This is a genomic window from Actinomadura citrea (assembly GCF_013409045.1).
In the GTDB taxonomy this organism is placed as follows: Bacteria; Actinomycetota; Actinomycetes; order Streptosporangiales; family Streptosporangiaceae; genus Spirillospora; species Spirillospora citrea.
In genome coordinates, this window is record NZ_JACCBT010000001.1 from 1,508,104 (window position 1) to 1,534,217 (window position 26,114).

The following is a 26,114-nucleotide window of genomic DNA, read 5'->3' on the forward strand; positions in this document are numbered from 1 at the left end:
GTTCCTCTCATCCACGCCGGCGATGGACTGTCGAGCAAGACCGAGCAGCACCGCAGGCGCACGCCGGGCACCGTCCGGACCTTGGTCGCCGAAGGGTCGCCATTCCTGAAAAGCGGAAGCTCGGACGCCTCAGGGGAAGGTGTGGTCAGCGGTTCGGGGGAGCAGGTTGCCGGTGCGGATGGCGTTGAGGCGGTGGCGGATGAAGCGGTCCTGGTGCCGGCCCCATGTGTCGATCTTTGTGGGGTGGGTGCTCTGATCTGGGTGCTTGCGGTAGAGCCAGGTCACGGAGGGTTCTTGGTAGCCGTCGAAGACTTCGCTGAGTGCTATGAAGAGGGCCACGTCTTGTGCACGAGGAAGGGCGCCCCAGCCGCCGAAGGCGCGAATCAGATTCGCGGGGGCTACGAGGCCGGCGCAGGCCGCTTGGCATAGTCCCGTCTCTTCGTACAAAAGGCCGATCGTTCCCGCGGGCACCATGCCGCAGGGGTAGGCCAGGGGGTAGCGGACGCGGCGTCCGTCAATCAGGTCGTCCGCCTGGCCGATCGTCCAGCCGATGCCGGGATGTTCCTCGAAGGCGGGGATGAGCGTTGCGAGGCCGTCGGGAAGAAGGACGTCGTCATAGTCGAGCACCGCGACCAGTTCGCCGCGTGCCCGGCTCAGTGCGAAGTTCCGAGTCGTTCCGGTGCCGAGCTGGGCGCCGTTCGCCTCATAGAGCGCACCCGGACATAGATCGCGGGCCGCCGGCGCGGCCCCGTCCTCTTGGACGAGCCATTCAAGGTCCCAGCCGGGTGGGAGGCGTTGAGCCGCGACGCTCGCAGCGGCCTGCCGCAGGTAGTCGGGTATCGGCTCCCGTACGGCGGTGATGATCGAGATCAGCGGCATGGCACTCCTCCTCGTGAGCGGCGGCGCCGGGCGCACGGCCTTGATCATCACATGGCCCGGGGCGGAGGCGGGGAGACGGCAGCCTTTTATAGTGCTCAGATGGACGTGAGCGCGATGCTTGAGCAGTACGCCTATCCGGAGACGACACCGTGGCTGCGGGCGAACATGATCGCGTCGCTTGACGGGGGGATCCAGTACCAGGGGAGCACCAGTGCACTCGGGTACGCGGGGGACTGGGCTCTCATGCAGCGGCTCAGGACGTTGGCCGACGTTGTGATCATGGGGGCCACGACCGTCCGGGAGTACGGGACGTATCCGGCGGAGGCGTCGAAGCTGGCGATCGTGTCGCGGAGCCTGCGGCTCGACTTCGACGGACCGCTGTTCACCGAGGCGCCCTCCCCGCCGGTCGTCATCACGTGCGGCGCGGCACCGGCCGAGCGTCTGCGCGAGGCCGAGAAGCGCGCTGAGGTCATCGTGTGCGGCGGTGACTCCACGGATATGGGCATGGCGTTGCAGCGGCTGGCCGACAAGGGTTACCAGCGGCAGCTCTGCGAGGGAGGCCCGGTCGTGCTCGCCCAGATCGCCGCCGCGGGTTGGCTGCACGAGCTGTGCCTGACGTTGAGTCCGGTCATCACCGCCGGCGACGCCGCCCGCGTTCTGGATGGTCCGGTCATCGACATGCAGCGCATGGAGCTTTGCCACGCGATCCAGGACGAGAACTATCTGTTCCTGCGGTACCGCATGGCCCAGGGCTAGACGAGGTTGTGACGGACGTAGGCGGGGGGACGCCAGCCGAGGATGCTCTCGACCATGTTCACCGCTTGCTTTGCCTCTGTGACGTCGTGAACTCGCACGATGCGTGCCCCGCTCAGGATGGAGACGACGAGGGTGGCGATGGTGCCCTCGATGCGGTCCTGCTGGTCTCGTTTCAGGGTCTCGCCGATGAAGTCCTTGTTGGAGACCGCGACGAGCATCGGGTAGCCGATTTGTGCGATCTCCGGGAGACGGCGAGTCAGTTCGAGTGAGTGATAGGTGTTCTTGTTCAGGTCGTGGCCGGGGTCGATGACGATCCGGTCCGCCGGCACACCGTGCTTCTCGGCCAGGGCGACCCGCTGACGCAGGAACTCGGCGACCTCGGTGACCACGTCGTCGTACTGCGGACGAGGGTAGGGAGTCCGGGGGTCGGCGAGGCTGTGGGTGATGATGAGGGTCGCACCGGCCTCTGCGACCACATCGGCGAGGGCGGGGTCGTGCAGTCCGCTCGTGTTGTTCAGGACGTCGGCGCCGGCGGCGAAGGCGGCGCGGGCGACCTCGGGGCGGTACGTCTCGACGGAGATCACCGCGTCCGTGCGGGAGCGGGCGCCCTCGACGACCGGCACCACGCGGTCGATCTCTTCTTCGACGCTCACCGGGGGCCCCGGAGCGAAGGGGACACCGCCGATGTCCAGCCAGTCGGCTCCATGGACGAGCGCGTTCTCTACCGCGATCAAAGCCTTGTCCAGGGCGAATGTGCGGCCCCGGTCGTGGAATGAATCGGGGGTGCGGTTGATTATCGCCATCACGGCGACCTGCCGCGAGAAATCGAACGTGCGTTGCCCGATCGTCCGTTCGGGGTAAATAAGCTCAGGGTAGTAGATAGCGTTTATTTCGCTCACATTAGCCGCCTAAGTCGAACTTGGCGTCAGCATAGCAAGGCGGCGGGCGGCTACCTCTCCGCTCGTACCCGCCGCCGTCCCACCGTGGTGACGAGCCGCAGGAGAGCGAAGAAGATCAAAGCCCCGCCGACCACCAGGAGCATGGAGAGCGCCCGCTCCTGGAGACTGTGCGATTTGATCACCACCGCCCCGGATCCGGCGATGAAACCGACGAGGGCGACGAAGAGACCGAGTATCTCCACCATCTTGAGCAGGCCGGACGAGACCATCTCCTGCGCTGCGTCGATGCGCTGGGCGAGCCTTAGCGACGCCTCGTCGAGCCGTTGTTCGAGCTCGGCCGAGGCCGCCGCGAGCCTCTCGTCCACCTGGGCGGCGATGGAGTCCGCGACGGCCTGGGTATTGCGTTCGATCTGGTTCTGCAAATCCTGGGCCAGAATGATCGAACGCCGCTCCTGCGTGAACTGCTCGTGCACCAGAACGTCGCCGGGGGCGAGGGCGTCTATCGCCCGGTCTATCTCGTGGAGCCCTTCATCGTAACGGGCCAGCTTCCGATAAGCCGTCGCGCGCCGGTAATAGACGATCGCGTTTTCCTGGCCGCGCGCCATCATCTCGTCGGACAGATCCAGCATCATCTGCGGCTGTTCCGGCAAGTGGTCGGCGAAATTGATTCCCGTCAGGAGCACCTGGTTGCTCCTGTTGTCCGCGTCGGGAGCGTCGACCGCCCGCTGGAACATGCTGAGCCCGTTCGTGGCACGCGTGCCGAGCGCGGCGAAGGCCGCGAAGCTCAGCACGAGGGCGTCATCTTCGAACTCCGCCAGCCAGTCGACACAAAGGCGGTGGAGCTGTGCGAACTTGAAGTCGAAGCGCAGGCGCTGGCCATGGACGTAGGCCAGGCACAGCCGCGCGGTACGCGTGTTGCTCGCTGCCAGGATCCGCGCCCGGTCGGCCCCGTCCAGGTAGCCCTGACCGTTCTTCCGAGCCAGCCAGGCGAGGTCTGTTGCCGCCGTCCGGATCTGCCGCACGGGGAGCCCGAACTCTTCGACCCGTGAGACGAACCCGTCCACCCACGCCGACGGGGGGCCGGCGGTGGCCTCCGCGAAGTGGTCGACAAGGATGGACGCCTTCTCCCGGTCGGACGCCGCCTCCATGCGCTCCGCGAGCCGGTCGCTCTCCGGGCTCTGCCGTTGAGGCGGGACGCCGTTATCCATGAGACCCCTTGCCGTCCGAAGCGACCTGAACCGGCCCAGCAGTCTAGGCCGCAGGTCGGCGCGGAGGCGTCCAGGAGCGCATCATCGGAGGTCAGAGGGGAAGGTAAACCCGCATGATCGCTGGCAGTCCCGAGCCCGACGAGGCCACCGTGAGCGCCGTGGGCAAGCTGAGCGAAGCCCTGGAGACCATCGAGCGGGCCAGAGGCCATCTCTACTCATGGCATCAGCTCACCGGCAAGGCGGACTTCGAGTTGGGCGATGCGGCCGCGCTGCTCGCCCAGGCCGGTCACCAGGACCTTGCCGACGAGCTGTCGCGCGAACTCGTAGGCCGCAACGTCCTCCCGGACCGTTGGACCTTCCAGGCGGTCGAGGAGTACGAAGACACCTACTACGAGCCGCTCCGGCGTTATGAGGCGCACGTACGAGAGTTGCTGACTGCTGGTAGACGGCACCTCCACGAGGCTCGGCTCAAGGAGGAGCGGCGTACCCACGGACACCCGCACCACACGGCCGCGCCGAGTACGCGCGGCCGTCGCCCGTAGAAGGCGACCGGGAGTGCGATCTCGCATCACCCAGATTCGCAGGGTGAGGAGGGACGCCGTGGAACGCAGTGCCCCACCCGGAAGACGGAACGTCGGCAGCAGTTGGCTCAGGGACTCGTTCCGACAGGGTGGGAGTTCCCGGAGCAGGTGCGCCCCCGGGAACTCCCGATCAATCGGTTGGATCTATCCCTTGCACTGGGGATAGACGCTGCCGGCGCTGCAGTTGCGACCCGCGTCCTGGGACAGATCGATCGTGCTGCCGTCCTGGAGGAAGATCTTCCAGTGATCGGTCTGCCAGAGGCGGGAGGTCACCTGCCCCTTCCCGCTGGTTCCAGCGGGCGGAGCGGCGGGACCGTTCGAGCCGCCCGAGGTGGACCCGGACTCGGGGAGTCCGGTGCTCCCCGTGCCGACGACTATGAGAAGGAGGATCGCTCCCGCGACCCACCCGGTTGTCCTGCTCTGCATTGTTTCTGGCTGGCTGCCGGCCCCGCCCCCGCGGGGCTCACCAGGCACCAGCCCTCCTCTCGGGGACGACCGTCCCCTTGGATTTAGGACCGGCAAGATGAGGCATAGGGGTCCGGTGCCTCGGCTCGGCCGTGTCACCGGCCTGCCGCCTCGACGTCGACGATGTCGGGCTTCTGCGGGGCGGGGCTCATCTGCTTCGGTGCGCCGTGTGCTGGAGTTCGGTGGCAAGACGGTCGTCTCACATTGTGGGACGGAGGTCGGGCTTGCTGAGCGGGAGGCGGTGGGGGTGGCTAATCTATCGACTTGGTAGGATTTTCACTTCTGTACCACCCATCCCTTCCGTTTCATGAGGTCTCCCATGCCGCAAAGTCGTCCGTTCGTCAGCCTGGCGACCGACTTCGGTGCGGCGTACACGGCGATCTGCGCGGGGGTGGTGTACGGGATCGCTCCGGACGCGAACGTGCTGGTGCTCAGCGATGAGATCACGCCGTTCGACGTGCGGGAGGGGGCGATGCTGCTGCGGCAGGCGCTGCCGTACCTGCCGGTGGGCGTGCACGTCGGGATCGTGGATCCGGGGGTGGGCACGTCGCGCCGGCCCCTGGCGATCGTGACGGGCCGCGGTGACGTGCTGGTCGGGCCCGACAACGGGCTGCTGGTGCCGGCGGCGGAGGCGCTGGGCGGGATCGCCGGGGCGTATGCGCTGGAGAACCCGGCCTACCGGCTTCCGGGGGTCTCGACGTCGTTCCACGGGCGTGACGTGTTCGCTCCCGCGGCCGCGCACGTCGCGGCGGGGGTGGACGCGGCGGATCTCGGTGCGTCCGTCGAGCCGCTGCCGCTGGACGTCCCGCCCCCGGTGATCCGGCCCGGCGAGCTGACCGTTCCCGTGCTGTACACCGACCGGTTCGGAAGCCAGGTGCTGGGCGCGGAGCGCGGCGACCTGGCGGCGGCGTTCGGCACGCTGGAGCCGGGCACCCCTCTCGACGTGGAGTGGAACGTTGCAGACGCACCGTCCCGGACGATCCGCGTCCCGTTCCAGCTCACCTTCGGCAGCGTCGCGGTCGGGGAGCCGCTGCTGTGGACCGACTCGTCCGGATGGCTCGCCCTGGGCGTCAACCAGGGACGCGCCATCGAAGTCCTCGGCCTGGCCGGCGCGCGGACCCTCACTCTGCGCGCGGTGCCGCATCCATGATCCGCAACCCTCACCGCCGGAGGCATCTCCTGTGACCCGCCGTCCCCTCGTGGCAACGCTCGCCGGCGCCGCCGCGCTCGCCCTCGCCGTCAGCGCCTGCGCTCCGCAGGACGAAGAATCCAACGCCTCGGCGAGCAAGAGTCCCGCCTCCTGCGCCAAGGACAAACTGCCGCTGAAGTCCCCCGGCAAGCTCACCGTCGCGACCGACAAGCCGGCGTTCGAACCGTGGTTCAAGGACGACGACCCGTCCAACGGGCAGGGCTACGAGGGCGCCGTCGCCTACGCGGTCGCCGGGAAGCTCGGCTTCACCAAGGACCAGGTGGTCTGGAAGACCCAGTCGTTCGAGTCGTCGTACGCCCCGGGGCCGAAAACCTTCGACTTCGACATCAACCAGATCTCCGTCACCCCGGCACGCGAGAAGGCGGTCGCGTTCAGCGACGGCTACTACGACGTGCAGCAGGGCATCGTGACGCTCAAGGGTGGCAAGTTCGAGAACGCCAAGTCCGTCGCGGAGCTGGGCAAGGCGCGCATCGCGGTCCAGGTCGGGACGACGTCGCTGCAGGCAGTGAAGAACCAGATCAAGCCCGCCGACGAGCCGAAGATCTTCAACACGCAGATCGACGCGGTGAACGCGCTGAAGAACAAGCAGGTGGACGTGCTGGTGGTCGACCTGCCGACCGCCTTCTACGTCACCGCCGCGCAGATCGACGACTCCAAGATCGTCGGTCAGCTGCCGCAGTCGCAGGGCGGCTCCGCCGAGCACTTCGGGTTGCTCATGGAGCGGGGCAGCGGGCTCGCCGGCTGCCTCAACCAGGCGATCGGGCAGCTGAAGTCCTCCGGTGAGCTGGCGAAGATCCAGCAGCAATGGCTGACCGCGTCGGCCGGCGCGCCCGTCCTGAAGTGACCGCGCAGGCGGGCGGCCAGACCGCCTGGGTCAAGAGCGAGCGGCAGCGCGAACGGGAGCGCCGGCGCCGCCGCGCCGACGTCCGCTCCGGGTCGGTGGCCGCGGCCTCGACGGTGCTGTGCGTCGCGGTCCTGGTGGTCGTGGTCGTGGGGTCGCCGGGCTGGCCGCGCGTGCACGAGACGTTCTTCAACTGGGGCGAGCTCACCGGCGCGTTCCCGGACGTGCTGCGCGGCTTCTGGTTGAACGTGCGGATCTTCCTGATCGCCGAGGTGGCGATCCTGGTGCTGGGGCTGCTGGTGGCGCTCGCGCGGGGGCTGCGGACCCCGCTGCTGTTCCCGCTGCGGGCGCTGGCCGTCGCCTACACCGACGTGTTCCGCGGCATTCCGACGATCCTGCTGGTGTACCTGGTCGGGTTCGGGCTCCCGGCGCTGCGGTTGCAGGGCGTCCCCGAGAGCCCGGCGGTGCTGGGAGGGTTCGCGCTCGTCCTCTCCTACGGGGCCTATGTCGCGGAGGTGTTCCGGGCGGGGATCGACTCCATCCACCCCAGCCAGCGCGCCGCGGCCCGATCGCTCGGCCTCAGCAAGGCCCAGAGCCTGCGGTACGTGGTGCTGCCGCAGGCGGTGCGCCGGGTCGTCCCGCCGCTGCTCAACGACTTCGCCTCGCTGCAGAAGGACACCGCGCTGGTCGCGGTGCTCGGCCCGCTGGAGGCGCTGCGTCAGGCGCAGATCCACTCGGCCGAGACCTTCAACTACACCCCCTACCTGGCCACGGCGGTGCTGTTCGTCGCGCTGACGGTGCCGATGGCCCGGTTCACCGACCATCTCGCGGCGCGCGCCGAACGCCGCCGCGCTCCCGGAGGCGGCCGATGAGCACACCGCTGGTGCGCATCCAGGGCGTGTGGAAGACCTACCACGCCCACCCCGTGCTGCGCGGCGTCGATCTGGACGTCGCGCCGCACGAGGTGGTCTGCCTCATCGGCGCCTCCGGATCGGGCAAGTCGACGCTGCTGCGCTGCGTGAACGTCCTGGAGACCGTCGACGACGGCGCGATCTTCCTGGAGGACGACGACATCACCGACCCCGGCGCGGACCCCGACGAGGTCCGCAAGCGGATCGGGATGGTGTTCCAGTCGTACAACCTGTTCCCGCACATGTCGGTGCTGGACAACATCACCCTCGCGCCCATCCGCGTCCACAAGCGACCGAAGGCGGAGGCCACCGATCAGGCGCACGAGCTGCTCAAACGGTTCGGCCTGGCGAACAGGGCCGGCGAGTACCCCGACCGGCTGTCGGGCGGCCAGCAGCAGCGGGTCGCGATCATCCGGGCCATGGCCACCCGTCCGAGCCTGCTCCTGCTGGACGAGGTGACCTCCGCGCTCGACCCCGAACTCGTCACCGAGGTCATGGGCATCATCCGGGAGCTCAAGGACTCCGGAATGACGATGATCCTGGCCACGCACGAGATGGGCTTCGCCCGCGACATCGCCGACACCGTGTGCTTCCTCCATGACGGCGTCCTGCTGGAGCGCGGCCCGGCCGAGCAGATCTTCGAAGAGCCCACCGAGCCGCGCACCCGCGAGTTCCTGAGCCGCGTCCTGGAGTCCCGCCGCCTCTGAACCCTCGGCGCCCGGGACGGGCGCGGCGGATCCGGATGGCCGGCCGCCGAACTCTTTCACCGCTGTACCAGGCGGCATCCTCGTGTGAACGAGGGTGCCGCCTTTTCACGTTCATGACCCCGGGCGGCTCTGCGCCGACCGTGTGATCTGCGTCTTTTCTTCGTCCTCCGCGATGCGCCCGCTGCTTTCCTCCGCACGGTCATCACTGTTCCGGCTCATGTGCCGGGACATGTTCGGGTTCCGCGGAACTCCGGCGTGTCCTGGCGCGGTCTGCCAGAACACGCCGTGGTCCGCGGACCACAGCCACCTCCGTCCTCAGGGCGGGGGGTGTCTCAAAGGAGAAATCGTGTACGGCGTCGTCGTACTCTTCGAATTGTTGATCCAGCAGATCGGCTGGGCTTTCAACACACTGGCCGATCCGCTCGCCAGCGGACTGGTCACGGGCGCGGTCGGGGCCCTCGTGCTCGCGGGCTGCGTGATGGTGAAGACCCGAAGCCTGCTTCCGGTCCGATCGCTCACGGCCTACGACCGTGTGATCGTCCTGCGCCTCGCGGCCGGCATCCTGGTGCTCAACGCGGCGTATCCGTACGGTGCCCAGACCCTGGGCATGGGGACGATCATCACCATGTCCGCCCTGGGACCGTTGTGCTGCAAGGGCAGCAACCTGTGGACGGTCCTGCGGCATCGCAGCGAGATGCCGAAGCGTGTTCTTCGGAACGCGGCCCTGAACATCGCGCTTCGCGTCGTCGCGTTCGCGGGAGTCATGGCCGTCAACAACCCCCTTGGCGAGTTCAGGCACTTCGACAAGGAGACCGTTTTCGGAATCGCGTGCGGCGTGCTCGGGGCGTGGTCGTTCTGGAACTATCTCAGCTGCGTCTACAACGACCGCTACTCGCTGAACGAGAGGCTCAGGATCCTGGCGGTCGCGGACCTGTTCGCGGTTCCCTTCACCGCTCTCGCGGTGTGGGGAATGAGCTTCGTCCTCGGCGGAGGGTTCTCCGAGCTGTCGGGGAAGGTGCTCATGCTGGGCTCCATCGCCGGCATCCTGTCCTTCGCGGTGCCGACGCTCATCGGCGCCTGGGTGGCCGACAAGATCTCAGAAGACGCGTCGGGCGTGTTCTATCTGTTCGACAGTCTGATGGGCACTCTCGTCGGCTTCTTCGGGGCCCTCGCCGGCGTGCTGAGCGCGGTGCAGGCTCCCGACAGCTGGGGCTGGGGCGGAATGGCCCTGGTCCTCCTCGCGGCGATCGTCGCCGCGAAGAACCCGATCATCGAAGTGTTCGAGCGGGACGACTCGTTCGGCTTCAAGGAGGGGGACCGGTCCTTCTCCAAGGAGAGGGAAAGGCCCGCCTGAGGGCACACCGGCCAGGCGGGCCGCGACACATGTGCCGCGGCCCGCAACCTGGAACAATCACCACCAGTGGGGAGGGGCCGCCGCCCCTCCCCACATTCGTTCGCGCACGGGCTCCAGGCTCACCAGGGTGAACCTGGGCGAAGCGGTACGCATGTGGGACCCGGAGCCGGGATGGCTGAACACCGCGAGCTACGGCATACCGCCGGAACCGGCGGTCGAGGCGCTGCAGGGCGCGCTGGGGGAGTAGCGTCGCGGGCCAACGGCTGGGACAAGTGGGACCGGTCCACCGGCCGTGCGCGCGGCGCCTTCGCGCGCCTGGTCGGCGTCGCGGCCGACGACGTGGCCGTGGGCGCCTCCGCCTCGCAGGTGCTGGCGCCGGTCGCCGCCTCACTGCCGCCCGGCTCGCGCGTCGTGGTCCCCGACATCGAGCAGACGTCGAACCTGTTCCCCTGGCTCGTGCAGGATCTCGACGTGCGCACGGTGCCGCCGGCCGACCTGCCCGGCGCGATCGACGAGCGCACGGACGCGGTCGCCTTCAGCCTGGTCCAGTCCGCGACGGGCGAGGCCGCCGCCGTCGACGAGGTCGTCGCGGCGGCGCGGGCGCACGGCGCTCTCGTTCGTCGGCGACGCCACCCAGGCGGTCGGCCGGCTCCCGGTCGACGCGACGCCTTTCGACGTCCTCGCCGTCTCGGCCTACAAGTGGCTGATGTGCCCGCGCGGTACCGCCTTCTGCGGCCGGCATCCGGGCATCCGTCCGCAAGGGCATGGCGCGCCTGGCCTTCCACCTCTACACGACCGAGGCCGACGTCGACGCCGCCATCGCGGCCCTGGTCTGAGCTCGGCGTGCAGAGGCCGGTTGGCCGGGCTTCACCGAAACCGCCGACGCGCCGCTTCACGCGCTTGGGCCGCGGCCCCTCATGAGCGCAGTCTCATCGATGGGGTGGGACATGCTGGTCGCGCCGAGACGCTCGGCTTCCGCCCGCTCCGGGAGGGGGACGCAGCCGGCGTGCTTCGAGTGCCAGAAAGGCGCTGAGCACGACGACGACGCCGGACTCCAGGCCGAGCGCGAGCATGACGGTGGTCCGGTAGCCGTATTCGTGGAACCCGAACAGCGCGCCCTGCTCACTGATCAGAAGACCGATGAGGGTTCCCAGCGAGAAGACGATCGCTCCGAGCGCCACGAGCGCGTGGGGTGCGCGACCGACGACCGGCACGGAGGAGAGGCCGGGCAGGGACCTCAGCGGACCGGCCAGGGCGAGCGCCAGCACCACCGCGCCGGCGAAGTTGAGCACGAACAGCACGCCGATGACCGGGACGACGCGGTAGTGGTCCGCGAAGTACTCGTAGAGATGGACCGCGCCGATGCCGAACAGCAGCAGCACGCCCAGATAGCGCAGCGCATTGCTCATGGTGACCCCGCGCTCGTTCCGCTCTGGACCTGCTGGCCCTGAGGCGAGACGGCGTACCATTCGGCGCCGAACTGGGTGAGGGCCTGGCCGCGGGTGTCGCCGCGTCCGGTGTCGGCCTGGTAGTAGTACAGCGGGTGGCCCCCGTAGACGATCTGCGGGGGCCCGTCGGGGCGGCTGATCGAGGCGATCTGGGACTGCTGGGCGCTCCCGGCCGTGGTCGGGGCGCCCTGGGTGGTCGCCGGTGGCCAGATGCTCGCGCAAGCCCCCGAGCAGGTCGACTGGTTCGGTGGGTCGGCGACGAACAGGTACAGCGTTCGTCCCGTCCCGTTCACCAGGATCTGCCCGAGGTGCGGCGCCTGGGCCGAACTGATCTGCGTCCGGCCGGGACTCTGCGAGTTGGTCGCGGTCGTGCAACCGGCGAGCGCCGTCGCCGCGAGCGAAGCGGCGAGAAGCCTCCCGCCGAACCGCGCCGTCCGGGGACGGCGCATCTCAGTAGCCACCACCGCCACCCGACGGCTGCTTCGTCACCGGAGCACCGGACGGGGACAGCACGTACCACTTGGCGCCGAACTGGTTGAGGCCCTGTCCCTTGGCGCTGCCGCTGCTGGTGCCGTCGGGCGCGTAATAGTAGAGAGGATGCCCGCTGTAGGTGACCTCGGTCGTGCCGTCGCTCCGCTTGGTGGTGCCCAGCTTCGCCGCGTCCGTACCTGAACCGGCCTGAGGCTTTCCGTTGGTCGTGACCGGTGGCCACACCGCCGCGCACGACCCGGAGCAGGACGACGTGGTCCCCGTGTCCTTCTGGAACAGGTACACCGTCCGGGCCTGGCCGTCGACCACGATCTGACCCAGTTGCCCCACGTTCGCCGTCTTGGTCGTCGCACCGGGCGCGCCGCCACCGGTGGCGGTGGCGGTGGCCGAGGGCGACGGCGGGGGCGCGGGCGACGTCTTCTGGTTGGACGAGTCGCTCGACCCGCCGCCGCATCCGGCGACCGCGACCACGGCAGCCGCGGAGACCACCAGCGGCCACGCCGGCGCCGGGATCCGCGACCGACGGCGCCGCGGGACGCCGACCGGGTCGGATGAACGGACCGTGCTGACCGGATGTACACGAAACATGCGTGCCCTCCTCCCGGAGTGCGATACCGGACGGCCGGTACCTCTCTCGGCGCCGCATACCCGCGCGGCTGGGAAGCGAACTGTCCCTTCCCAGCCATGAACCGGACTTTTCCGATCCTGCATGCCTGTTGACGCGCCCATTGCGGCAGGGAGCCGCCGGCCGCTGTGCGTCCTGTCCGTCGGTGTCCGTTCACACGCTGAGGAGGGCCTTGACGGCGCGGCGCTCGTCCATCGCCCTGTAGGCCTCGGCGGCCTGGTCCAGGGGGAGGCTGAGGTCGAAGACCCTGCCCGGGTCGATCTTCCGCTGCCAGATCAGGTCGATCAGCTCGGGCAGGAAGCGGCGCACCGGGGCGGGCCCGCCGTGCAGGTGGACCTGGGAGAAGAAGAGGTCCTCTCCGCTGAGGGCGACGTCGTGGCTGACGCCCACGAAGCCGACGTGGCCGCCCGCGCGGGCGGAGCCGATGGCCTGCTGCATCGACTCCTGGGTGCCGACCGCCTCGACGACCGAGTGCGCGCCCAGCCCGCCGGTCAGCTCCTTGATCCTCGCCACGCCCTCGTCGCCGCGCTCGGTGACGATGTCGGTGGCGCCGAAGTCGGCGGCCAGCTTCTGGCGCGCCTCGTGGCGGCTCATGGCGATGATCCGCTCGGCGCCCAGCCGCCCGGCGGCCAGCACCGCCAGCAGTCCGACCGCGCCGTCGCCCACGACGGCGACCGTCCTGCCGGGGCCGGCCTCGGCGGCCACCGCGCCGAACCAGCCGGTGCCGAGGACGTCCGAAGCCGCCAGAAGGCTGGGGACCAGGTCGAGGTCGGGGAGATCGGGGGTGGCGACCAGGGTGCCGTCGGCCCACGGGATCCGGGCGCGCTCGGACTGGGTGCCGATCTGGGACATGAACACGCGGTGGACGCAGGACGAGGGATAGCCCGCGCGGCAGATCTCGCAGGTGCCGTCGGAGGCCACGAACGAGCCCACGACGAACTGGCCCGGCTTGACGGTCCTGACCTGGTCGCCGACCTCCTCGACCACGCCGACGTACTCGTGCCCCATCGGGACGGGCCCGTCCACGGATTCGACGCCGCGGTAGGGCCACAGGTCCGAGCCGCACACGCAGGTCGCCGTCAGCCGGATGACCGCGTCGGTCGGCTCGATGATCTCCGGGTCGTCGATCTCCTCCACCCGGACTTCTCCCGGAGCGTGCAGGACGGCAGCGCGCATGATGCTCCTTCGTTCGGTGCGATATTCGGTCTGGGAACCCGGCGAAGCCGTCGGTCGGCGCGGCGGACAGGCACGGGTGAAGGGTGTGCTGAGACGGCGTCCCTACCCGAGGTAAGGCCCTCTAGACAGGAGAAGGTGGACGACCGCAGCAAGATCCGCGAGTCCCTGACCTCCCGCAGGGCCGGGATCAGCCCGCGGCAGGCCGGGCCGCCCTCCTACGGCACCTCGGGGGACGAAGCCCTCAGCGGGGCGGGCCGGTCTCGGGGGTGTCGCGTCTGGGTGGGAGGGCGAGAGAGGCGGCGGCGATGGCGGACATCATGATCGCCATGATCAGGAAGGCGTTGCCGTAGGCGTGCGCCAGGGATGGCGGGCCGGCGGCGTGGCCTGCGGTGGCGGCGGTGAGGGCGGCCAGGCCGAGGGCGCCGCCGACCTGTTTGGCGGTGTTCATCAAGCCGGAGGCCGCGCCGGCGTCGCGTCCGGGCACGCCCGAGGTGACGGTGGTGGTCAGGGGAGTGTTCAGCAGTCCGCCGCCGACGGAGACCAGGACCGCCGGGCCGAGCACGGCGGAGAGGTAGTCGCCGTCGGCGGTGAGGCGGCTCTGCCAGAGGAAGCTGGCGGCGGCGAGCAGGGCGCCGGCGATGACGAGGGCCCGGTCGTCGACGCGCTTCATGAGCCACGGCGTGACGCGCAGGCCGACGGCCGTCGTGAGCAGGGTGTGCGGAAGGAAGCCGAGGCCGGTCTGCAGCGCGGTGTAGTTCAGGACGTCCTGCATGTAGAGGGTCAGGAAGTACCACATCGGCACCTGGAAGCAGGCGCCGGCCAGCAGCATGACCGCGTTGCCGGCGGAGACGGCTCGCAGGCGGAACAGCCGCGGCGGGATCAGCGGATCGCGGGCCAGGCGCGTCTCGATGAGGACGAAGGCGGCGAGCAGGAGGACCGCGGTGGCGAGGACGGACGCGGTCACCGGGTCGTCCCAGCCGCGCGGTTCGGCCTGCATGACGCCGTAGGCGAGCAGGGCCAGGCCGGCGGTGACCGACGCGGCGCCCGGAAGGTCGAGCCGGGCGGCGCGCCCGGCCCGGCCCGAGCCGGGCAGGCGGCCGGTCAGGGTGAGCGCGATCGCGCCGATCGGGACGTTGACCAGCAGGATCCAGCGCCAGGACAGGGACTGCGTGAGGACACCGCCGACGAGGTTGCCCGCCGCGCCGCCCGCGAGGCTCACCGCCGTCCAGGCGGCGAGGGCGCGGGTGCGCCGGGGGCCCTCGGGGAAGGAGGTGGTGAGGACGGTCAGGGTCGCCGGAGCGAGGACGGCCGCGCCGAGGTGCGGCGGCAGGAGATCGCCGACGCGGTCCTGGCGGTCGTCGCCGAGCGCGGGCTGCCGGCCGTGTCGCTGACCGAGGTCGCGGCGCGGGCGGGGGTGTCGACGGGACGCGTCCAGCACTACTTCCCCACCAAGGGCGAGCTCGTCGAGGCCGCGTTCGAGCGCGGCAACGAGCTGAGCGGCGCCCGCATCAGGGCGCTCGTGGGCGGGGATCTCGAAGGCGCCGCGCCGCGCACCGTGCTCACCGTCGTCCTGACCGAGCTCATCGCCCACGACGCCGAGACGCGGGCGCATCTGCGCGTCCGCCAGTCCTTCACCGCTCTGGCCCTCACGGACGAGGCGATCGCGCGGCGCATGCGGGCGGACTACGAGCGCTTCCACGGGCAGGTCGCGGGGCTCCTTCGCAGAGACCGGGAGACCGGACTCCTGCCCGGGAGAGTGGAGCCCGGCGGCGCGGGCGTCGACCTCGTCGCGCTCGCCGAGGGCCTGGCGTACTACGTCCTGATCGGGCTCACCGCTCCGGAGGCGGCGCGCGACCGCATCGTCTCCGCGATCGCCGCCCTCTACGGAGACGGGTAGCCCGAGGCGGCGCGGGCGGTCGCGTCGTCGCGGGTCAGTCCGGGACGCCGGCGGCGAGCATGGGGGTGAGGGTGAGGTCGGGGTATTCGCGTTCGATGGCGCGTACTCGCCATTTGTCGATGAAGACCGCGATGTACGAGCCGTCGAGGGTGCGGGTCAGCACCTCGATGCCGCGGCGCCCGTTGAGCGTCTCGGCGGACTCCTTGTCGGTGATGCGGGCGGTGGTGTAGTCGAGGCGGGACAACTCGACCGGCGCGCCGAACTCGTCGGCCATCCGTGCGGTGAACACGTCGAACTGGAGCGGGCCGACCGCGGCCAGGACGGGAGCCTGGTCGCCGCGCAGGTCGCTGCGCAGGACCTGCACGACGCCCTCGCTGTCGAGCTGGTCGATGCCGCGGCGGAACTGCTTGGCCCGGCTGTTGTCCTTGACCCTCGCCACCATGAAGTGCTCCGGGGCGAACGCCGGGATCGGCGGGAACGTCACGGGCGTCCTGGTGTACAGGGTGTCGCCGACGGTCAGGCCGGAGGCGTTGGGCAGCCCGATCACGTCCCCGGGGTAGGCGGCGTCCAGGGTGGAGCGGTCGCGGCCGAAGACCGTCTGGGCGTACTTGGTCGCCAGCGGACGCCCGGTCGGGGCGTGGGTGAGGGTCGCGCCGCGCTCGAACCGGCCCGAGCAGACGCGGATGAAGGCCAGCCGGTCGCGGTGGGCCCGGTCCATGCCCGCCTGCACCTTGAACACCTGCCCGGAGAACGGCGCCGTCACCGGGCGCGCGTGGCCCTGGGCGTCGGTGCGCGCGGACGGCGCGGGCGCCAGGCGGCGCACGGTGTCCAGCAGCGCGCTCACGCCGAAGTTGGGCAGCGCGGCGCCGAACAGGACGGGGGTGGAGGCGCCGGCGGCGAAGGCCTCCATGTCGAGGACGGCGCCGATCTCCTCCAGCAGCGCCAGCTCCTCGTTCGCGGTCACCCACGCCTGGCCCTCCTCGGCGGCGGCCCGGTCGGCGGGGACGTGTTCGGCGGCCGCCCGGGTGGCGCCGCCGGGGGTGCGGCGGAACCGGGTGTAGGAGCCGTCGGCGCGGTCGATCAGGCCGCGGAAGTCCCCGGCGATCCCGACCGGCCAGTTCAGCGGCGCCGGGTGCAGGCCGATGCGCTGCTCGACCTCGTCCAGCAGTTCCAGCGGCTCGCGTCCCGGCCGGTCCCACTTGTTGACGAACGTGATGACGGGGATGCCGCGGTGGCGGCACACGTCGAACAGCTTGAGCGTCTGCGCCTCCAGGCCCTTGGCCGAGTCCAGCAGCATGATCGCCCCGTCGACGGCCGCCAGCACCCGGTAGGTGTCCTCGGAGAAGTCCGCGTGGCCCGGGGTGTCGAGCAGGTTCAGGAGGGCGTCGCCGAACTCGAACCGCAGCACCGAGGAGGTGATGGAGATGCCGCGGGAGCGCTCCATGTCCATCCAGTCCGAGCGCACGCCCCGCCGCCCGGCCTTGCCGTGCACCGCGCCCGCCTGCTCGATCGCCTGGGCGTGCAGGGCCAGGGCCTCGGTCAGCGTGGACTTGCCCGCGTCCGGGTGGCTGATCACCGCGAACGTCCGGCGCCGCGCCGCCTCCGCCGCAACGTCCTCCGCCGTGCCGATTCCGGCGCTCACCGCGCTCCCCTCTCCGACTACCTTCCCCGCATACTCTAGGGTCGATTTCACCCTCGAAGAGATGCGCGACCTGCCGACCGTCCTGGACCGGCTCTTCGCTCCGGCACACCTGACGGGCCCGCGCCCGCGCCCCTACCCGGAGGGGAGGTGGGGGGCGGTCGTGGCGTGGAGGGCGAGCGAGAGTTCGACGGCGCTGTCGACGACGGCGTCGAGGTCGTCGCCCAGGCGGCCGTCGGCCCACTGCTGGGCCAGCTCGGTCATCGCGCCGGTGAACATCGTGGCGGCGACGACGACGGGAAGCGGCGGGCTCTCGGCGCGGCTCATCGCGAGGACGCCCTCCAGGAGGGCGGTCTGCGCGGCGCGGCGGCGCTCGGCCAGCACCTCGTTGCCGCGCGCCTCGGCGAACAGGACGCGGCCCCGGCGGGGGTCTTCGCTGATGAAGCTCAGCACGCCGCGGATGCCGGCACGGGTGCGGACGTCGGGGTGGGGGCCCGCCTCGTCCAGGGCGCGGGCGAGGACCTCGCCGAGGGCGGCGGCCTCCCGGTCGTAGACGGCGGCGAGCAGGGCGCCGGTGTCGGCGAAGTTCTCGTAGAAGTAACGCGTGTGCAGCTCGGCCTCGCGGCAGACGGCGCGGACGGTGAGGGCGGCCTCGCCCTCCTCGCCGAACAGCCGGAACGCGGCCCGGACGAGCATGGCGCGCCGCTCGTCGCGGCGCCGGCTCGCGGGGACGCCGGCCCACCGCGTGACCGCGGCCGTGCGCGTGCTCGCCATGCCCGTCACCCTACCCCCGCCGGGCCGCCGGGCCCTCCAAGTCTGGACACGGGTGTACCCAGACACTTACTCTGGATACACTTGTCACCAGAATGGCCCGGGAGTGCGGCATGTCATCGAGGACCAACATCATCGCGGCGCGGTTCGAGCGGGCCTTCGACGCCGAGATCCGCTCCCGGTTCTTCCGGGGGCTGGAGTTCGCCGGTCCGGAGGGGGACCCCGGCTGGTTCGGGCCCGGCAGCGCGGTCTGGTACGTCCACTCGCATCTGCCGACCCTGCTGCTCGGGCTGGTCGGGGCCGCCTACATCGAGGGCCTGGACCCGAGCATCAGCTGGATGGCCTACGACCACTCCCGCATCCCCGAGCGCGTCGACGGCGTCCCGACCGGCGGCATCGACCCCGAGGGCGCGGCGGTGCGGCTCGGGCACTCCCTCTCGTTCTTCGTCGGGACGGCCTACGGCTCCACCGCGACCGCCGAGCGCCTCGCCCGGACCGTCCGCGCGATGCACCACACGGTGAAGGGCACCCGCCCGGACGGCCTGGCCTACGACGCCGACGACCCCGACTGGCTGCGCTGGAACTACGCGACGGTGGTGTGGGGGCTGGCGACCGCGCACGAGCGCTACCACCGCCGTCCGCTCAAGGGCGACGACCTGGAGCGCTACTACCGCGAGTTCGTCCGCGTAGGCGAGGCCCTCGGCGGGACGGACCTGCCCGCCACCAAGGCGGAGGTCGCCGAGTGCCTGGAGGCGTACCTGCCGCGCCTCGCGATCACCCCGATCAAGGCGTTCGGGACCGGGCCCAACCTGCGCGACAGCAAGACCAAGCCGTGGGAGCCCGGCAGCCCGTTCATGGACTGGGCGGCCCGCGACATGCTGCCGGAGTGGGCGCGGAAGCTCGCCCTCTACCAGCCGCCCAACCCGGTCACGCTGCGGCTGCGCCGGACGACGCTGTGGGTCGTCCTCAACGCCCTGCACGACGCCACCGGCCCGCTGCCGGAGTTCCGCCAGGCGCGGGCCAGGGTCGCGGCGGGGGTGTCGGCGCCGGTCGCCTCCACCGCGCCGGACGCGCCCGACCCGGTGCTGTCGCGCGCGGAGGTCGAGGCCACCGCCTGACCCGCCGAATGGTGCCGGCGAATAATCGCCTTCGGTTTCGGTTGATCTCGCCCAATGTCGCGGTTCAATTTCGTGATGGCCTCAATGGGCCAGGAGAAAGGCCGATCCGAGACCTAGGGTGGAAGGCGCTGTGTCCACCGGGGAGGAGGGGCAGGTCTTGGACGACTCGCGAGCGCCGCATCCACCCCCGGTCCCAGAGATCGACACCACGGTGTCGCATTCGGCGCGGATCTGGGATTACTGGCTGGGCGGCAAAGAGAACTACGCGGTCGATCGCGAGCTCGGCGACCAGATAGCGGCGGTGCTGCCCGACATCGTGGAGCAGGCCCGCGCCGACCGGCTCTTCCTCGGCAGGGCGGTGCGCTTTCTGGCCGGCGAGGCGGGCGTCCGGCAGTTCCTCGACATCGGGACGGGGCTGCCCACCGCCGACAACACCCACGAGGTCGCCCAGCGCGTGGCGCCGGACGCGAGGGTCGTCTACGTCGACAACGACCCGCTGGTACTGGCGCACGCGAGGGCCCTGCTGACCAGTACTCCCGAGGGCGCCACCGACTACCTGGACGCCGACCTGCGCGAGGCGGAGACCGTCCTGCGCGGCGCCCGGGCGACGCTCGACCTCACCGAGCCGGTCGCGATCACGATGCTCGGCGTGCTGTGGCACATCACCGACGATGCCGAGGCGCTCGACATCGTCCGCAGGCTGATGGCGGGAACGGCGCCCGGCAGTTACCTCGCCATCGCACATCCGACGATCGAGATCACCGGTGAGAGGATGGCGGCGGCGATCCGGGAGTGGAACAGGTTCGGCAAGCCGCCCGGCATTCACCGCACGCCCCGGCAGATCGAGAATCTGTTCCGGGGGCTGGAGCTCGTCGAACCCGGCGTCGTTTCCTGCACCCGATGGCGTCCGGAGGCGACGCCGTTCGGGGAGCCCGAGGAAATGGACCAGTTCTGCGGCGTCGCGCGCAAGCCCGCCGGGTCATGAGCATCGTCCCGGCGGGACGGATCGGCGCCGCGCTGGCGGCCGGGCTGGGCGCCGACGCGTCGGCGGGGCCGACGATGCCGAGGCTGGTGCTGGCGGCCCACCTGCGGAGGCTGCGCGCACGGCGCGGGCTGAGCGCGCGGGCCGCGTCGCGGGCCCTCGGCTCCGACGCCAGGCTGGCCGCCCTGGAGTCCGGCGTCACGCGCTGCGGGATCGACGACGTGCTGGCGCTGTGCGAGCTGTATGGGGTGCGGGAGCATGCGACCCGGGTCGCGCTGCTGGAGCTGGCGCGGCAGTCCCACCGTCCCGGCTGGTGGCAGCCGTACCGCAGGTTCATCCCCGACTGGTTCCTGCCCTACGTCGGGGCGGAGCAGATCGCCGCCGTCATCCGCTGCTACGCCGTCCGGTACGTCCCCGACCTGCTCCAGACCGCCGAGTACGCCCGGGCCCAGCTCGCGTCGGCCTGGGGCGCGGGCCCCGCCGAGGAGGTCGACGGGCGCGTGCGGCTGCGGCTGCGGCGGCAGGACGTCCTGCACCGGGCCTCGCCCGCCAGCGTGTGGACCGTCCTCGACGAGACGGCGCTGCGCCGCCCGGTCGGCGGGCGGGCGACGATGTTCCGGCAGATCGAGCATCTGCTGGAGCTGTGCGAGCTTCCGAACGTCACGCTCCAGATCCTGCCGCTCGCGAGTGCCGGTCATGTCGCACTGGGCGGCGCCATGACGCTGCTTCGGCTTCCCCACGATGATCTGGCGGACGTCGTCTATCTCGAACAGCTGGACAACGCCATCTATCCGGACCGGTCCTGCGAACGAGATCACCATCGGCACGCCATGAACGTGCTGGCCACACGGGCGCCGTCGCCGGCCCGCACGCCGCTCATCCTGAAAGAAATGATCTCCGCATTGTGACGGGGCCGTGTCTTATGACGCAGACTCCCGCCGTCGCGCTGTGACATCGTGTCCCGCGATCGATGGCGAGCACCACGCGCGCCGTCCCGTCCCGGCGGTCCACTCCTGTCACCCCGGCCGGGGCCCTCCGGGCGGGCGGCGGAGAGAACGAGGACGCGATGCCCGACGAGCAGCCCGAAGCCTCCGCTCTCCGGGTGTTCAGGCACCGGATCAAGGAGCTCTACGCCCGGGCCGGATCGCCCAAGCCGACGGTCGTGAACCAGATCGTCGAAGACCTGGAGGAGTTCTATCCGCTCATGGGCGGGCGCAGCACGCTGCCGACGAGCGTCGCGCGTTCCACGCTGAACCAGGTCGTCAACGGCGTCCGGCTCCCGTCCGCGGGGATGCTGGCGGTGATCGTCCTTGCCCTGCAGCGGTGCGGCCGGGAGAACGGCGGCCTGACCGAGGACCCGGGCGCGGCCGGCCTGGAGGAATGGCACCGCCTGCTCAGGGAGGCGAAGGCGGAGGAGGGCGCGCGCGACCGCGCCGCGTCCGGTGAGGGCCCTGACGCGCGGCGGGTCCGCACGGCCGATCCGGTGCGGCTCGAACCGGGCGAGCGCGCGGTGCTCGACGCGCACGGCCCGTACGCCTCGGCCCTGGCGGCGCGGGGGGAGCGAGGGGACCGGGACGCCGTGTACGAGATCGCGGTGCTCCTCGCCTGCGGAACGGGCCACGGCCACAAGGCGGCGGCCTACCTGGTGAACGCCACCGCGGCGGGCCAGAGCGCCGCCTCGGACCTGCTGCCCGCGGACGACGGGGAGGTCGACCGGCGGCTCGCGCGGGCGCACGCGCGGGCCCTGGCGTACGCGGCCGGGCGGTACGGCGACGAGGAGGCGGCGCGCGCGTTCCGCTCCTGCGGGGCCTTACCGGGCGCCGCCCCGCCGCGCCCGGCGAGCGCACCGGACAACTAACCGGAATGCCGGACGAATAGGCTAAACGGGATGTGATCCCGCGCATTCGCCTGTGTTCCGCGCCGTTCCCTGACGTATCGCAAGCGCCACTGCCGGTCTTTTTTGGATGAAGTGCCACGGAACTGACTAAGCGCGCGAAAGAGTCAGGTGATCGCTGACAGAAGCGATCGATCTTCGTGGAGGAGAAGTACGGCAATGGCGCCCCACTTCCAGAGCGACGATCCCATCGTCGAAGCGCTCTTTCTCGGCACGTCCCGGCGGCGCGGAGCGGGGCGGTGCATCGCACGCCGGCTGTACCGCCGCCTCGCCTCCCGGCGCGGCAGCGGCGCGCGGCCCCGCTGCCGGGTCGTCCTCGCCCTGGACATCGCCCGCTTCACCAGCCGGGACGAGGCCACGCAGATCCACCTGCGCGCGGTCATGTACCGGATCGTCGACGAGGCGCTCGCCGCGGCGCGCATCGGGCGGCGCGGCAGCCGGCTGGAGGACCGGGGTGACGGGCTCCTGATGGTGCTGCGCGCACAGGCCAGCCTCGACACCGTCCTTCCGGCCCTTTTCGGGAACATCCGGGAAGGCGTCCAGGACCACAACGCGACCGCCGTCCCCTCGGCGCGGCTGCGGCTGCGGGCCGCCCTGCACGCGGGATTCCTGCACCATGACAGGTACGGAGTGGCCGGCGACACGGTCAACCTGCTGTTCCGGATGCTGGACGCGCCCGCCATGAAGCGGCGCCTCGACGACGAGGACGCCGACTTCGCGCTCGCGGTCTCTCCCAACGTCTACGAGGCGGCCACCGGATACCGGCTGATCGACGGCAAGGACTTCGAACTGATCGACGTCGACGTCAAGCAGACGCGCGCGAGCGCGTGGCTGTATCTCGCGCCGCCGCCCGGACCCGCGCGGCACGGCTCGCACCCGACCCGGGTCGCCGGCTGATCGGGCCTCACCCCTCGCCTCGGAGGGTAACCGAATGCCATTCTGGTGTTCTGGCCGGGACGGAAGCTTGGAGGGGCCATGGCGATCGCCATCAGCGACGAACACCGCGAGCTGGCACGGACGGCGCGCTCGTTCCTGCGCGACCAGGAGGCGCGGGCGGGCAACCGCGCGCTGCTGGACGCCGAGAAGGAGCCCCTGCCCGCCTTCTGGGCGGAGTTCGCCGCGCTGGGACTGCTCGGACTGCACCTTCCCGAGGAGCACGGCGGCGGGGGCGCGGGCCTGCCGGAGCTGGTCGTGGTCGCCGAGGAGCTCGGCCGCGCCGCCGCGCCCGGCCCGATGCTGCCGACGATGATCGCGTCCGCGGTGCTCGCCGCGTCGGGGGACGGGGAGCAGCGGGGCCGGCTCCTGCCCGGCCTCGCGTCGGGCGCGACCCCGGCGGCCCTCGGGCTGGACGGCGCGCTCACCGTGGCCGGCGGCGCCGCCACCGGGGACGCGGGCGTCGTGCTGGGCGGCGGCCTCGCGGAACTGCTCGTCCTGCCCGCCGGTGACGACATGGTCGTCGTGCGGGCCGGCGCGCCGGGCGTCGCGGTCGAGGTGCCCGGCAACCTGGACCCGTCCCGCCGCTCCGCGCGCGTGAGGCTGGACGGCGCCGCCGTGGAGGTCCTCGCCGGGGCCCGCGCGCACGCGACCGCCGTCGCCCGGACGCTGATGTCCGCCGAGGCGGTCGGCGGCGCGCTGGAGTGCGTCGAGACCGCCACCGCGTACGCCAAGGTGCGGCAGCAGTTCGGGCGGCCGATCGCGACGTTCCAGGCGGTCAAGCACCACTGCGCGAACATGCTCGTCGCCGCGGAGCTGGCCACGGCCGCGGTGTGGGACGCGGCGCGGGCCGCGTCCGGTCCGTCCGACCAGTTCGAGCTGGCCGCGGCCGTGGCGGCGGCGCTCGCCCTGCCCGCCTTCACCTCCAACGCGGGCCTGAACATCCAGGTGCACGGCGGCATCGGCTTCACCTGGGAGCACGACGCGCACCTGCTGCTGCGCCGGGCCGCGACGCTGGAGGCCGTCGCCGGCCCGCACGGCGCGGAGCGGGACGTGACCCGGCTGCGGGCGGCCGGGGTCGTCCGGGAGGCGAGCCTCGACCTGCCGCCCGAGGCCGAGGCGCGGCGCGCGGAGATCCGCGGGCTGGCCCGGGAGATCGCCGCGCTGCCCCGGGCCGAGCAGCGCGAGAGGCTCATCGAGACCGGTTACGTCCAGCCGCACTGGCCGCGCCCCTGGGGCGTGGAGGCGAGCGCCGGGCTGCAACTGGTCATCGAGGACGAGTTCCGCGCCGCGGGCGTGAAGCGCCCCCAGCTCGGCATCACGAGCTGGGTGATCCTCACGCTCGTCCAGCACGGCACCCAGGACCAGATCGACCGGTGGGTGCGCCCGGCGCTCACCGGCGAGGAGGTCTGGTGCCAGCTGTTCAGCGAGCCCGACGCGGGGTCGGACGCGGCGGCCGTCAGGACCCGCGCCGTCAAGGTGGACGGCGGCTGGCTGGTCAACGGCCAGAAGGTGTGGACGAGCGGCGCCCAGTACTGCCGCTGGGGCTTCGCCACCGTCCGCACCGACCCCGACGCGCCGAAGCACTCCGGCGTCACGATGGTCGTCGTCGACATGCACCACCCCGGTGTGGAGGTCCGGCCGCTGCGCCAGACGACCGGCACCTCCGACTTCAACGAGGTGTTCTTCTCCGACGTCCTCGTCCCCGACGCCGACGTCGTCGGGAACCCCAACCAGGGGTGGACGGTCGCCCGCGCCACCCTCGGCAACGAGCGGGTCAGCATCGGCGGCGGCGTCGGGGGCCCGCCCGGACCCGACGTGTTCCGGCTCTACGCCGAGCGCGGCGACCGCGTCCCGGCGGCGGCCGAGCGCGTCGGCGCCCACGCCGCCGAGGAGCAGGCCCTGCGCCTGCTCAACCTGCGGTCCGCCGAGCGCGCGGTCGCGGGCGGCGAGCCGGGCCCCGAGGGCAACATCACCAAGCTCGTCCTCGCCGAGCACGGCCACGCCACCGCCGCACTCCTCGCCGAGTTCGCCGGGCCCGAGACCGCGTTCACCGAGGGCCTCGGGCAGGCCGCGGGCCTGATGCGCCTCGGGTCCCGCGGCATGTCGATCGCGGGCGGCACCTCCGAGATCACCCGCAACCAGATCGCCGAGCGCATCCTCGGCCTGCCCCGCGACCCGCTGATCCGGTAGGGGCGGGCGGCCGGCCCCGGCGCGGCCGCGCCGGGGCCGGGGCCTTCCGGGACCGGCGGCTCAGGACCGGCGGCGGTTCTCCGCGTCCAGGGACGGGTTGCCGGTCATGTGCCTGATGCCGGCCATGTCGGTGCCGGGCGGGACGACCTCGTCGATGGCGTCGAGGGTGGCGGCGTCGAGCCGGACGTCGGCGGCGCCGAGCAGGTCCTCCAGTTGCGCCATCGTCTTCGGTCCGATGATCGTCGAGGTGATGGCCGGGTGCTCGGCGACGAACCCGAGGGCCAGATGGGTCAGCGAGAGGCCCGCCTGCTCGGCGATCTTGGTGAGGCGCTCCACGGCGTCGTAGCGCGCCGAGACGCTGGGGTCGGTGTCGACCGTGCGGCCCCGCCATGCCGGGTTGTCCGAGGGCGCGAAGCGGGCGCCCTCGGGGGCCTGCTCACCGCGCCGGTACTTGCCGGTGAGCCAGCCGCCGGCGAGCGGGCTCCACGGGATGACGCCCATGCCGTGCCGCCGCGCCGCGGGCAGCATCGACTCCTCGATCGACCGCGCGAAGATCGAGTACTGCGGCTGCTCGCAGACGAACCGGACGCCGCCCCGGCGCTCGGCGGCCCACTGGGCCTCGACGATCCAGTCGGCGGGGAAGGACGACGACCCGACGTAGAGCACCTTGCCCTGGCGGACGAGGTCGGTCAGCGCGTCCAGGGTCTCCTCGAGGTCGGTCTCCCAGTCGCGGCGGTGCATCTGGTACAGGTCGATGCGGTCGGTGCCGAGGCGGCGCAGGCTGTCCTCCACGGCGCGGACGATGTAGCGCCGCGAGCCGCCCCGCGCGTTGCGCTCCTCGCCGAGCGGGAAGAAGAACTTGGACGCGAGGACGACGTCGTCCCGGCGGCCCTTGAGGGCCTTCCCGACGATCTCCTCGCTCTCCCCGGCCGAGTACATGTCGGCGGTGTCGATGAAGTTGATCCCGGCGTCCAGCGCCCGGTGGACGATGCGCTCGGACTCGCCGTGGTCGGGGTTGCCGACGGCGCCGAACATCATCGCGCCCAGGGTCTGGGTGCTGACCTCGACGCCGGTGCGGCCGAGCTTGCGGTACTGCATGCGTGCTCCTCGTCAGTGGCTCGCGCAGAACGCTAGGTGC

Annotated in this window: 26 protein-coding genes; 15 read left to right on the forward strand and 11 right to left on the reverse strand. The window is 71.4% G+C overall.

Annotation, left to right across the window (positions count from 1 at the left end; genetic code table 11):
• Window positions 1-129: 129 nt before the first annotated feature.
• The gene (locus tag BJ999_RS07360; protein WP_179832578.1) at window positions 130-879 is read right to left on the reverse strand and encodes a glycosyltransferase family 2 protein; all 750 of its coding nucleotides are present in this window, start codon (window positions 877-879) and stop codon (window positions 130-132) included.
• Window positions 880-978: 99 nt separating this feature from the next.
• Here BJ999_RS07360 and BJ999_RS07365 point away from each other — a divergent pair, with 99 nt between their 5' ends.
• Window positions 979-1,635, forward strand: a complete 657-nt coding sequence (locus BJ999_RS07365; RefSeq protein ID WP_179832579.1) for a dihydrofolate reductase family protein — start codon at window positions 979-981, stop codon at window positions 1,633-1,635.
• Here BJ999_RS07365 and folP read toward each other — a convergent pair.
• Window positions 1,632-2,438: a dihydropteroate synthase gene (gene folP, locus BJ999_RS07370; RefSeq protein ID WP_179832580.1), complete on the reverse strand. Its 807-nt coding sequence runs from the start codon at window positions 2,436-2,438 to the stop codon at window positions 1,632-1,634. The two genes, BJ999_RS07365 and folP, sit on opposite strands and share 4 nt — an antisense overlap.
• Before the next feature lie 146 nt (window positions 2,439-2,584).
• Window positions 2,585-3,742, reverse strand: a complete 1,158-nt coding sequence (locus BJ999_RS07375) for a hypothetical protein (RefSeq protein ID WP_179832581.1) — start codon at window positions 3,740-3,742, stop codon at window positions 2,585-2,587.
• A 113-nt stretch (window positions 3,743-3,855) separates the two neighbouring features.
• Between BJ999_RS07375 and BJ999_RS07380 the strand changes: the two genes are divergently transcribed.
• The 7 genes from BJ999_RS07380 to BJ999_RS43975 all read left to right on the forward strand — a co-directional run bounded on the left by BJ999_RS07380 (window position 3,856) and on the right by BJ999_RS43975 (window position 10,732).
• On the forward strand, window positions 3,856-4,284 hold the full coding sequence (locus tag BJ999_RS07380) for a hypothetical protein (protein WP_179832582.1): 429 nt from the start codon (window positions 3,856-3,858) through the stop codon (window positions 4,282-4,284).
• A gap of 823 nt (window positions 4,285-5,107) precedes the next feature.
• Window positions 5,108-5,938, forward strand: coding sequence for an SAM hydrolase/SAM-dependent halogenase family protein (locus tag BJ999_RS07385; protein ID WP_179832583.1), 831 nt, complete (start codon window positions 5,108-5,110; stop codon window positions 5,936-5,938).
• Window positions 5,939-5,987: 49 nt separating this feature from the next.
• Complete coding sequence (locus tag BJ999_RS07390; protein WP_229810277.1) at window positions 5,988-6,842, forward strand: ABC transporter substrate-binding protein; 855 nt, start codon at window positions 5,988-5,990, stop codon at window positions 6,840-6,842.
• Complete coding sequence (locus BJ999_RS07395) at window positions 6,803-7,711, forward strand: amino acid ABC transporter permease (protein WP_179832585.1); 909 nt, start codon at window positions 6,803-6,805, stop codon at window positions 7,709-7,711. The genes BJ999_RS07390 and BJ999_RS07395 overlap by 40 nt, the downstream gene beginning before the upstream one ends.
• A complete protein-coding gene (locus BJ999_RS07400; protein ID WP_179832586.1) occupies window positions 7,708-8,457 on the forward strand; it encodes an amino acid ABC transporter ATP-binding protein in 750 nt (249 codons plus the stop codon). Before BJ999_RS07395 ends, BJ999_RS07400 begins: the two co-directional genes overlap by 4 nt.
• A gap of 346 nt (window positions 8,458-8,803) precedes the next feature.
• Complete coding sequence (locus tag BJ999_RS07405; protein WP_179832587.1) at window positions 8,804-9,811, forward strand: hypothetical protein; 1,008 nt, start codon at window positions 8,804-8,806, stop codon at window positions 9,809-9,811.
• Between the two features lie 345 nt (window positions 9,812-10,156).
• Window positions 10,157-10,732 (forward strand): aminotransferase class V-fold PLP-dependent enzyme, encoded by a 576-nt coding sequence (locus BJ999_RS43975; protein WP_420838223.1) that lies wholly within the window; start codon window positions 10,157-10,159, stop codon window positions 10,730-10,732.
• A gap of 8 nt (window positions 10,733-10,740) precedes the next feature.
• Here the strand turns inward: BJ999_RS43975 and BJ999_RS07415 are convergent, their stop codons facing one another.
• From BJ999_RS07415 to BJ999_RS07435, 5 genes are all read right to left on the reverse strand, one after another.
• Window positions 10,741-11,220 carry a hypothetical protein gene (locus tag BJ999_RS07415; protein ID WP_179832588.1) on the reverse strand — a complete coding sequence of 160 codons (480 nt, stop codon included), beginning with the start codon at window positions 11,218-11,220 and terminating at the stop codon, window positions 10,741-10,743.
• Complete coding sequence (locus tag BJ999_RS07420) at window positions 11,217-11,720, reverse strand: COG4315 family predicted lipoprotein (RefSeq protein WP_218934980.1); 504 nt, start codon at window positions 11,718-11,720, stop codon at window positions 11,217-11,219. Before BJ999_RS07420 ends, BJ999_RS07415 begins: the two co-directional genes overlap by 4 nt.
• On the reverse strand, window positions 11,710-12,237 hold the full coding sequence (locus BJ999_RS07425; RefSeq protein WP_218934981.1) for a COG4315 family predicted lipoprotein: 528 nt from the start codon (window positions 12,235-12,237) through the stop codon (window positions 11,710-11,712). The genes BJ999_RS07420 and BJ999_RS07425 overlap by 11 nt, the downstream gene beginning before the upstream one ends.
• A 289-nt stretch (window positions 12,238-12,526) precedes the next feature.
• The gene (locus BJ999_RS07430) at window positions 12,527-13,549 is read right to left on the reverse strand and encodes a zinc-dependent alcohol dehydrogenase family protein (protein WP_179832590.1); all 1,023 of its coding nucleotides are present in this window, start codon (window positions 13,547-13,549) and stop codon (window positions 12,527-12,529) included.
• A gap of 241 nt (window positions 13,550-13,790) precedes the next feature.
• A complete protein-coding gene (locus BJ999_RS07435; RefSeq protein WP_179832591.1) occupies window positions 13,791-14,987 on the reverse strand; it encodes an MFS transporter in 1,197 nt (398 codons plus the stop codon).
• Here BJ999_RS07435 and BJ999_RS41830 point away from each other — a divergent pair.
• Complete coding sequence (locus BJ999_RS41830) at window positions 14,931-15,446, forward strand: TetR/AcrR family transcriptional regulator (RefSeq protein ID WP_308427252.1); 516 nt, start codon at window positions 14,931-14,933, stop codon at window positions 15,444-15,446. The genes BJ999_RS07435 and BJ999_RS41830 overlap by 57 nt on opposite strands.
• 34 nt (window positions 15,447-15,480) lie before the next feature.
• On the opposite strand, the gene BJ999_RS07445 is transcribed toward BJ999_RS41830, so the two are convergent.
• Together BJ999_RS07445 and BJ999_RS07450 are read right to left on the reverse strand one after the other, a co-directional pair.
• Window positions 15,481-17,088: a peptide chain release factor 3 gene (locus BJ999_RS07445; protein ID WP_179832593.1), complete on the reverse strand. Its 1,608-nt coding sequence runs from the start codon at window positions 17,086-17,088 to the stop codon at window positions 15,481-15,483.
• 132 nt (window positions 17,089-17,220) lie between these two features.
• Window positions 17,221-17,859 carry a TetR/AcrR family transcriptional regulator gene (locus BJ999_RS07450; RefSeq protein ID WP_179832594.1) on the reverse strand — a complete coding sequence of 213 codons (639 nt, stop codon included), beginning with the start codon at window positions 17,857-17,859 and terminating at the stop codon, window positions 17,221-17,223.
• 110 nt (window positions 17,860-17,969) lie between these two features.
• On the opposite strand from BJ999_RS07450, the gene BJ999_RS07455 reads away from it, so the two are divergent.
• The 6 genes from BJ999_RS07455 (at window position 17,970) to BJ999_RS07480 (ending at window position 24,976) form a co-directional block, all read left to right on the forward strand.
• Complete coding sequence (locus BJ999_RS07455) at window positions 17,970-18,974, forward strand: oxygenase MpaB family protein (RefSeq protein WP_179832595.1); 1,005 nt, start codon at window positions 17,970-17,972, stop codon at window positions 18,972-18,974.
• A 157-nt stretch (window positions 18,975-19,131) separates the two neighbouring features.
• On the forward strand, window positions 19,132-19,959 hold the full coding sequence (locus BJ999_RS07460; protein ID WP_179832596.1) for an SAM-dependent methyltransferase: 828 nt from the start codon (window positions 19,132-19,134) through the stop codon (window positions 19,957-19,959).
• Entirely contained in the window at window positions 19,956-20,864 is a 909-nt protein-coding gene (locus BJ999_RS07465) for a DUF5753 domain-containing protein (protein WP_179832597.1), read from the forward strand. Before BJ999_RS07460 ends, BJ999_RS07465 begins: the two co-directional genes overlap by 4 nt.
• Before the next feature lie 62 nt (window positions 20,865-20,926).
• A complete protein-coding gene (locus BJ999_RS07470; protein ID WP_179832598.1) occupies window positions 20,927-21,814 on the forward strand; it encodes a hypothetical protein in 888 nt (295 codons plus the stop codon).
• 195 nt (window positions 21,815-22,009) lie between these two features.
• Window positions 22,010-22,747 (forward strand): nucleotidyl cyclase domain-containing protein, encoded by a 738-nt coding sequence (locus tag BJ999_RS07475; protein WP_179832599.1) that lies wholly within the window; start codon window positions 22,010-22,012, stop codon window positions 22,745-22,747.
• Window positions 22,748-22,825: 78 nt separating this feature from the next.
• On the forward strand, window positions 22,826-24,976 hold the full coding sequence (locus BJ999_RS07480; protein ID WP_179832600.1) for an acyl-CoA dehydrogenase family protein: 2,151 nt from the start codon (window positions 22,826-22,828) through the stop codon (window positions 24,974-24,976).
• Between the two features lie 60 nt (window positions 24,977-25,036).
• Here BJ999_RS07480 and BJ999_RS07485 read toward each other — a convergent pair whose 3' ends face one another.
• Window positions 25,037-26,074: an aldo/keto reductase gene (locus BJ999_RS07485; protein WP_179832601.1), complete on the reverse strand. Its 1,038-nt coding sequence runs from the start codon at window positions 26,072-26,074 to the stop codon at window positions 25,037-25,039.
• Window positions 26,075-26,114: the final 40 nt, after the last annotated feature.

Coding starts and splice junctions, on each gene's coding strand:
- BJ999_RS07360 (WP_179832578.1), bottom strand. CDS start 879: ATGCCGCTGATCTCGATCATCACCGCCGTACGGGAGCCGATACCCGAC.
- BJ999_RS07365 (WP_179832579.1), top strand. CDS start 979: ATGGACGTGAGCGCGATGCTTGAGCAGTACGCCTATCCGGAGACGACA.
- folP (WP_179832580.1), bottom strand. CDS start 2,438: ATGGCGATAATCAACCGCACCCCCGATTCATTCCACGACCGGGGCCGC.
- BJ999_RS07375 (WP_179832581.1), bottom strand. CDS start 3,742: ATGGATAACGGCGTCCCGCCTCAACGGCAGAGCCCGGAGAGCGACCGG.
- BJ999_RS07380 (WP_179832582.1), top strand. CDS start 3,856: ATGATCGCTGGCAGTCCCGAGCCCGACGAGGCCACCGTGAGCGCCGTG.
- BJ999_RS07385 (WP_179832583.1), top strand. CDS start 5,108: ATGCCGCAAAGTCGTCCGTTCGTCAGCCTGGCGACCGACTTCGGTGCG.
- BJ999_RS07395 (WP_179832585.1), top strand. CDS start 6,803: ATGGCTGACCGCGTCGGCCGGCGCGCCCGTCCTGAAGTGACCGCGCAG.
- BJ999_RS07400 (WP_179832586.1), top strand. CDS start 7,708: ATGAGCACACCGCTGGTGCGCATCCAGGGCGTGTGGAAGACCTACCAC.
- BJ999_RS07415 (WP_179832588.1), bottom strand. CDS start 11,220: ATGAGCAATGCGCTGCGCTATCTGGGCGTGCTGCTGCTGTTCGGCATC.
- BJ999_RS07430 (WP_179832590.1), bottom strand. CDS start 13,549: ATGCGCGCTGCCGTCCTGCACGCTCCGGGAGAAGTCCGGGTGGAGGAG.
- BJ999_RS07450 (WP_179832594.1), bottom strand. CDS start 17,859: ATGGCGAGCACGCGCACGGCCGCGGTCACGCGGTGGGCCGGCGTCCCC.
- BJ999_RS07455 (WP_179832595.1), top strand. CDS start 17,970: ATGTCATCGAGGACCAACATCATCGCGGCGCGGTTCGAGCGGGCCTTC.
- BJ999_RS07465 (WP_179832597.1), top strand. CDS start 19,956: ATGAGCATCGTCCCGGCGGGACGGATCGGCGCCGCGCTGGCGGCCGGG.
- BJ999_RS07470 (WP_179832598.1), top strand. CDS start 20,927: ATGGCGAGCACCACGCGCGCCGTCCCGTCCCGGCGGTCCACTCCTGTC.
- BJ999_RS07475 (WP_179832599.1), top strand. CDS start 22,010: ATGGCGCCCCACTTCCAGAGCGACGATCCCATCGTCGAAGCGCTCTTT.
- BJ999_RS07480 (WP_179832600.1), top strand. CDS start 22,826: ATGGCGATCGCCATCAGCGACGAACACCGCGAGCTGGCACGGACGGCG.
- BJ999_RS07485 (WP_179832601.1), bottom strand. CDS start 26,074: ATGCAGTACCGCAAGCTCGGCCGCACCGGCGTCGAGGTCAGCACCCAG.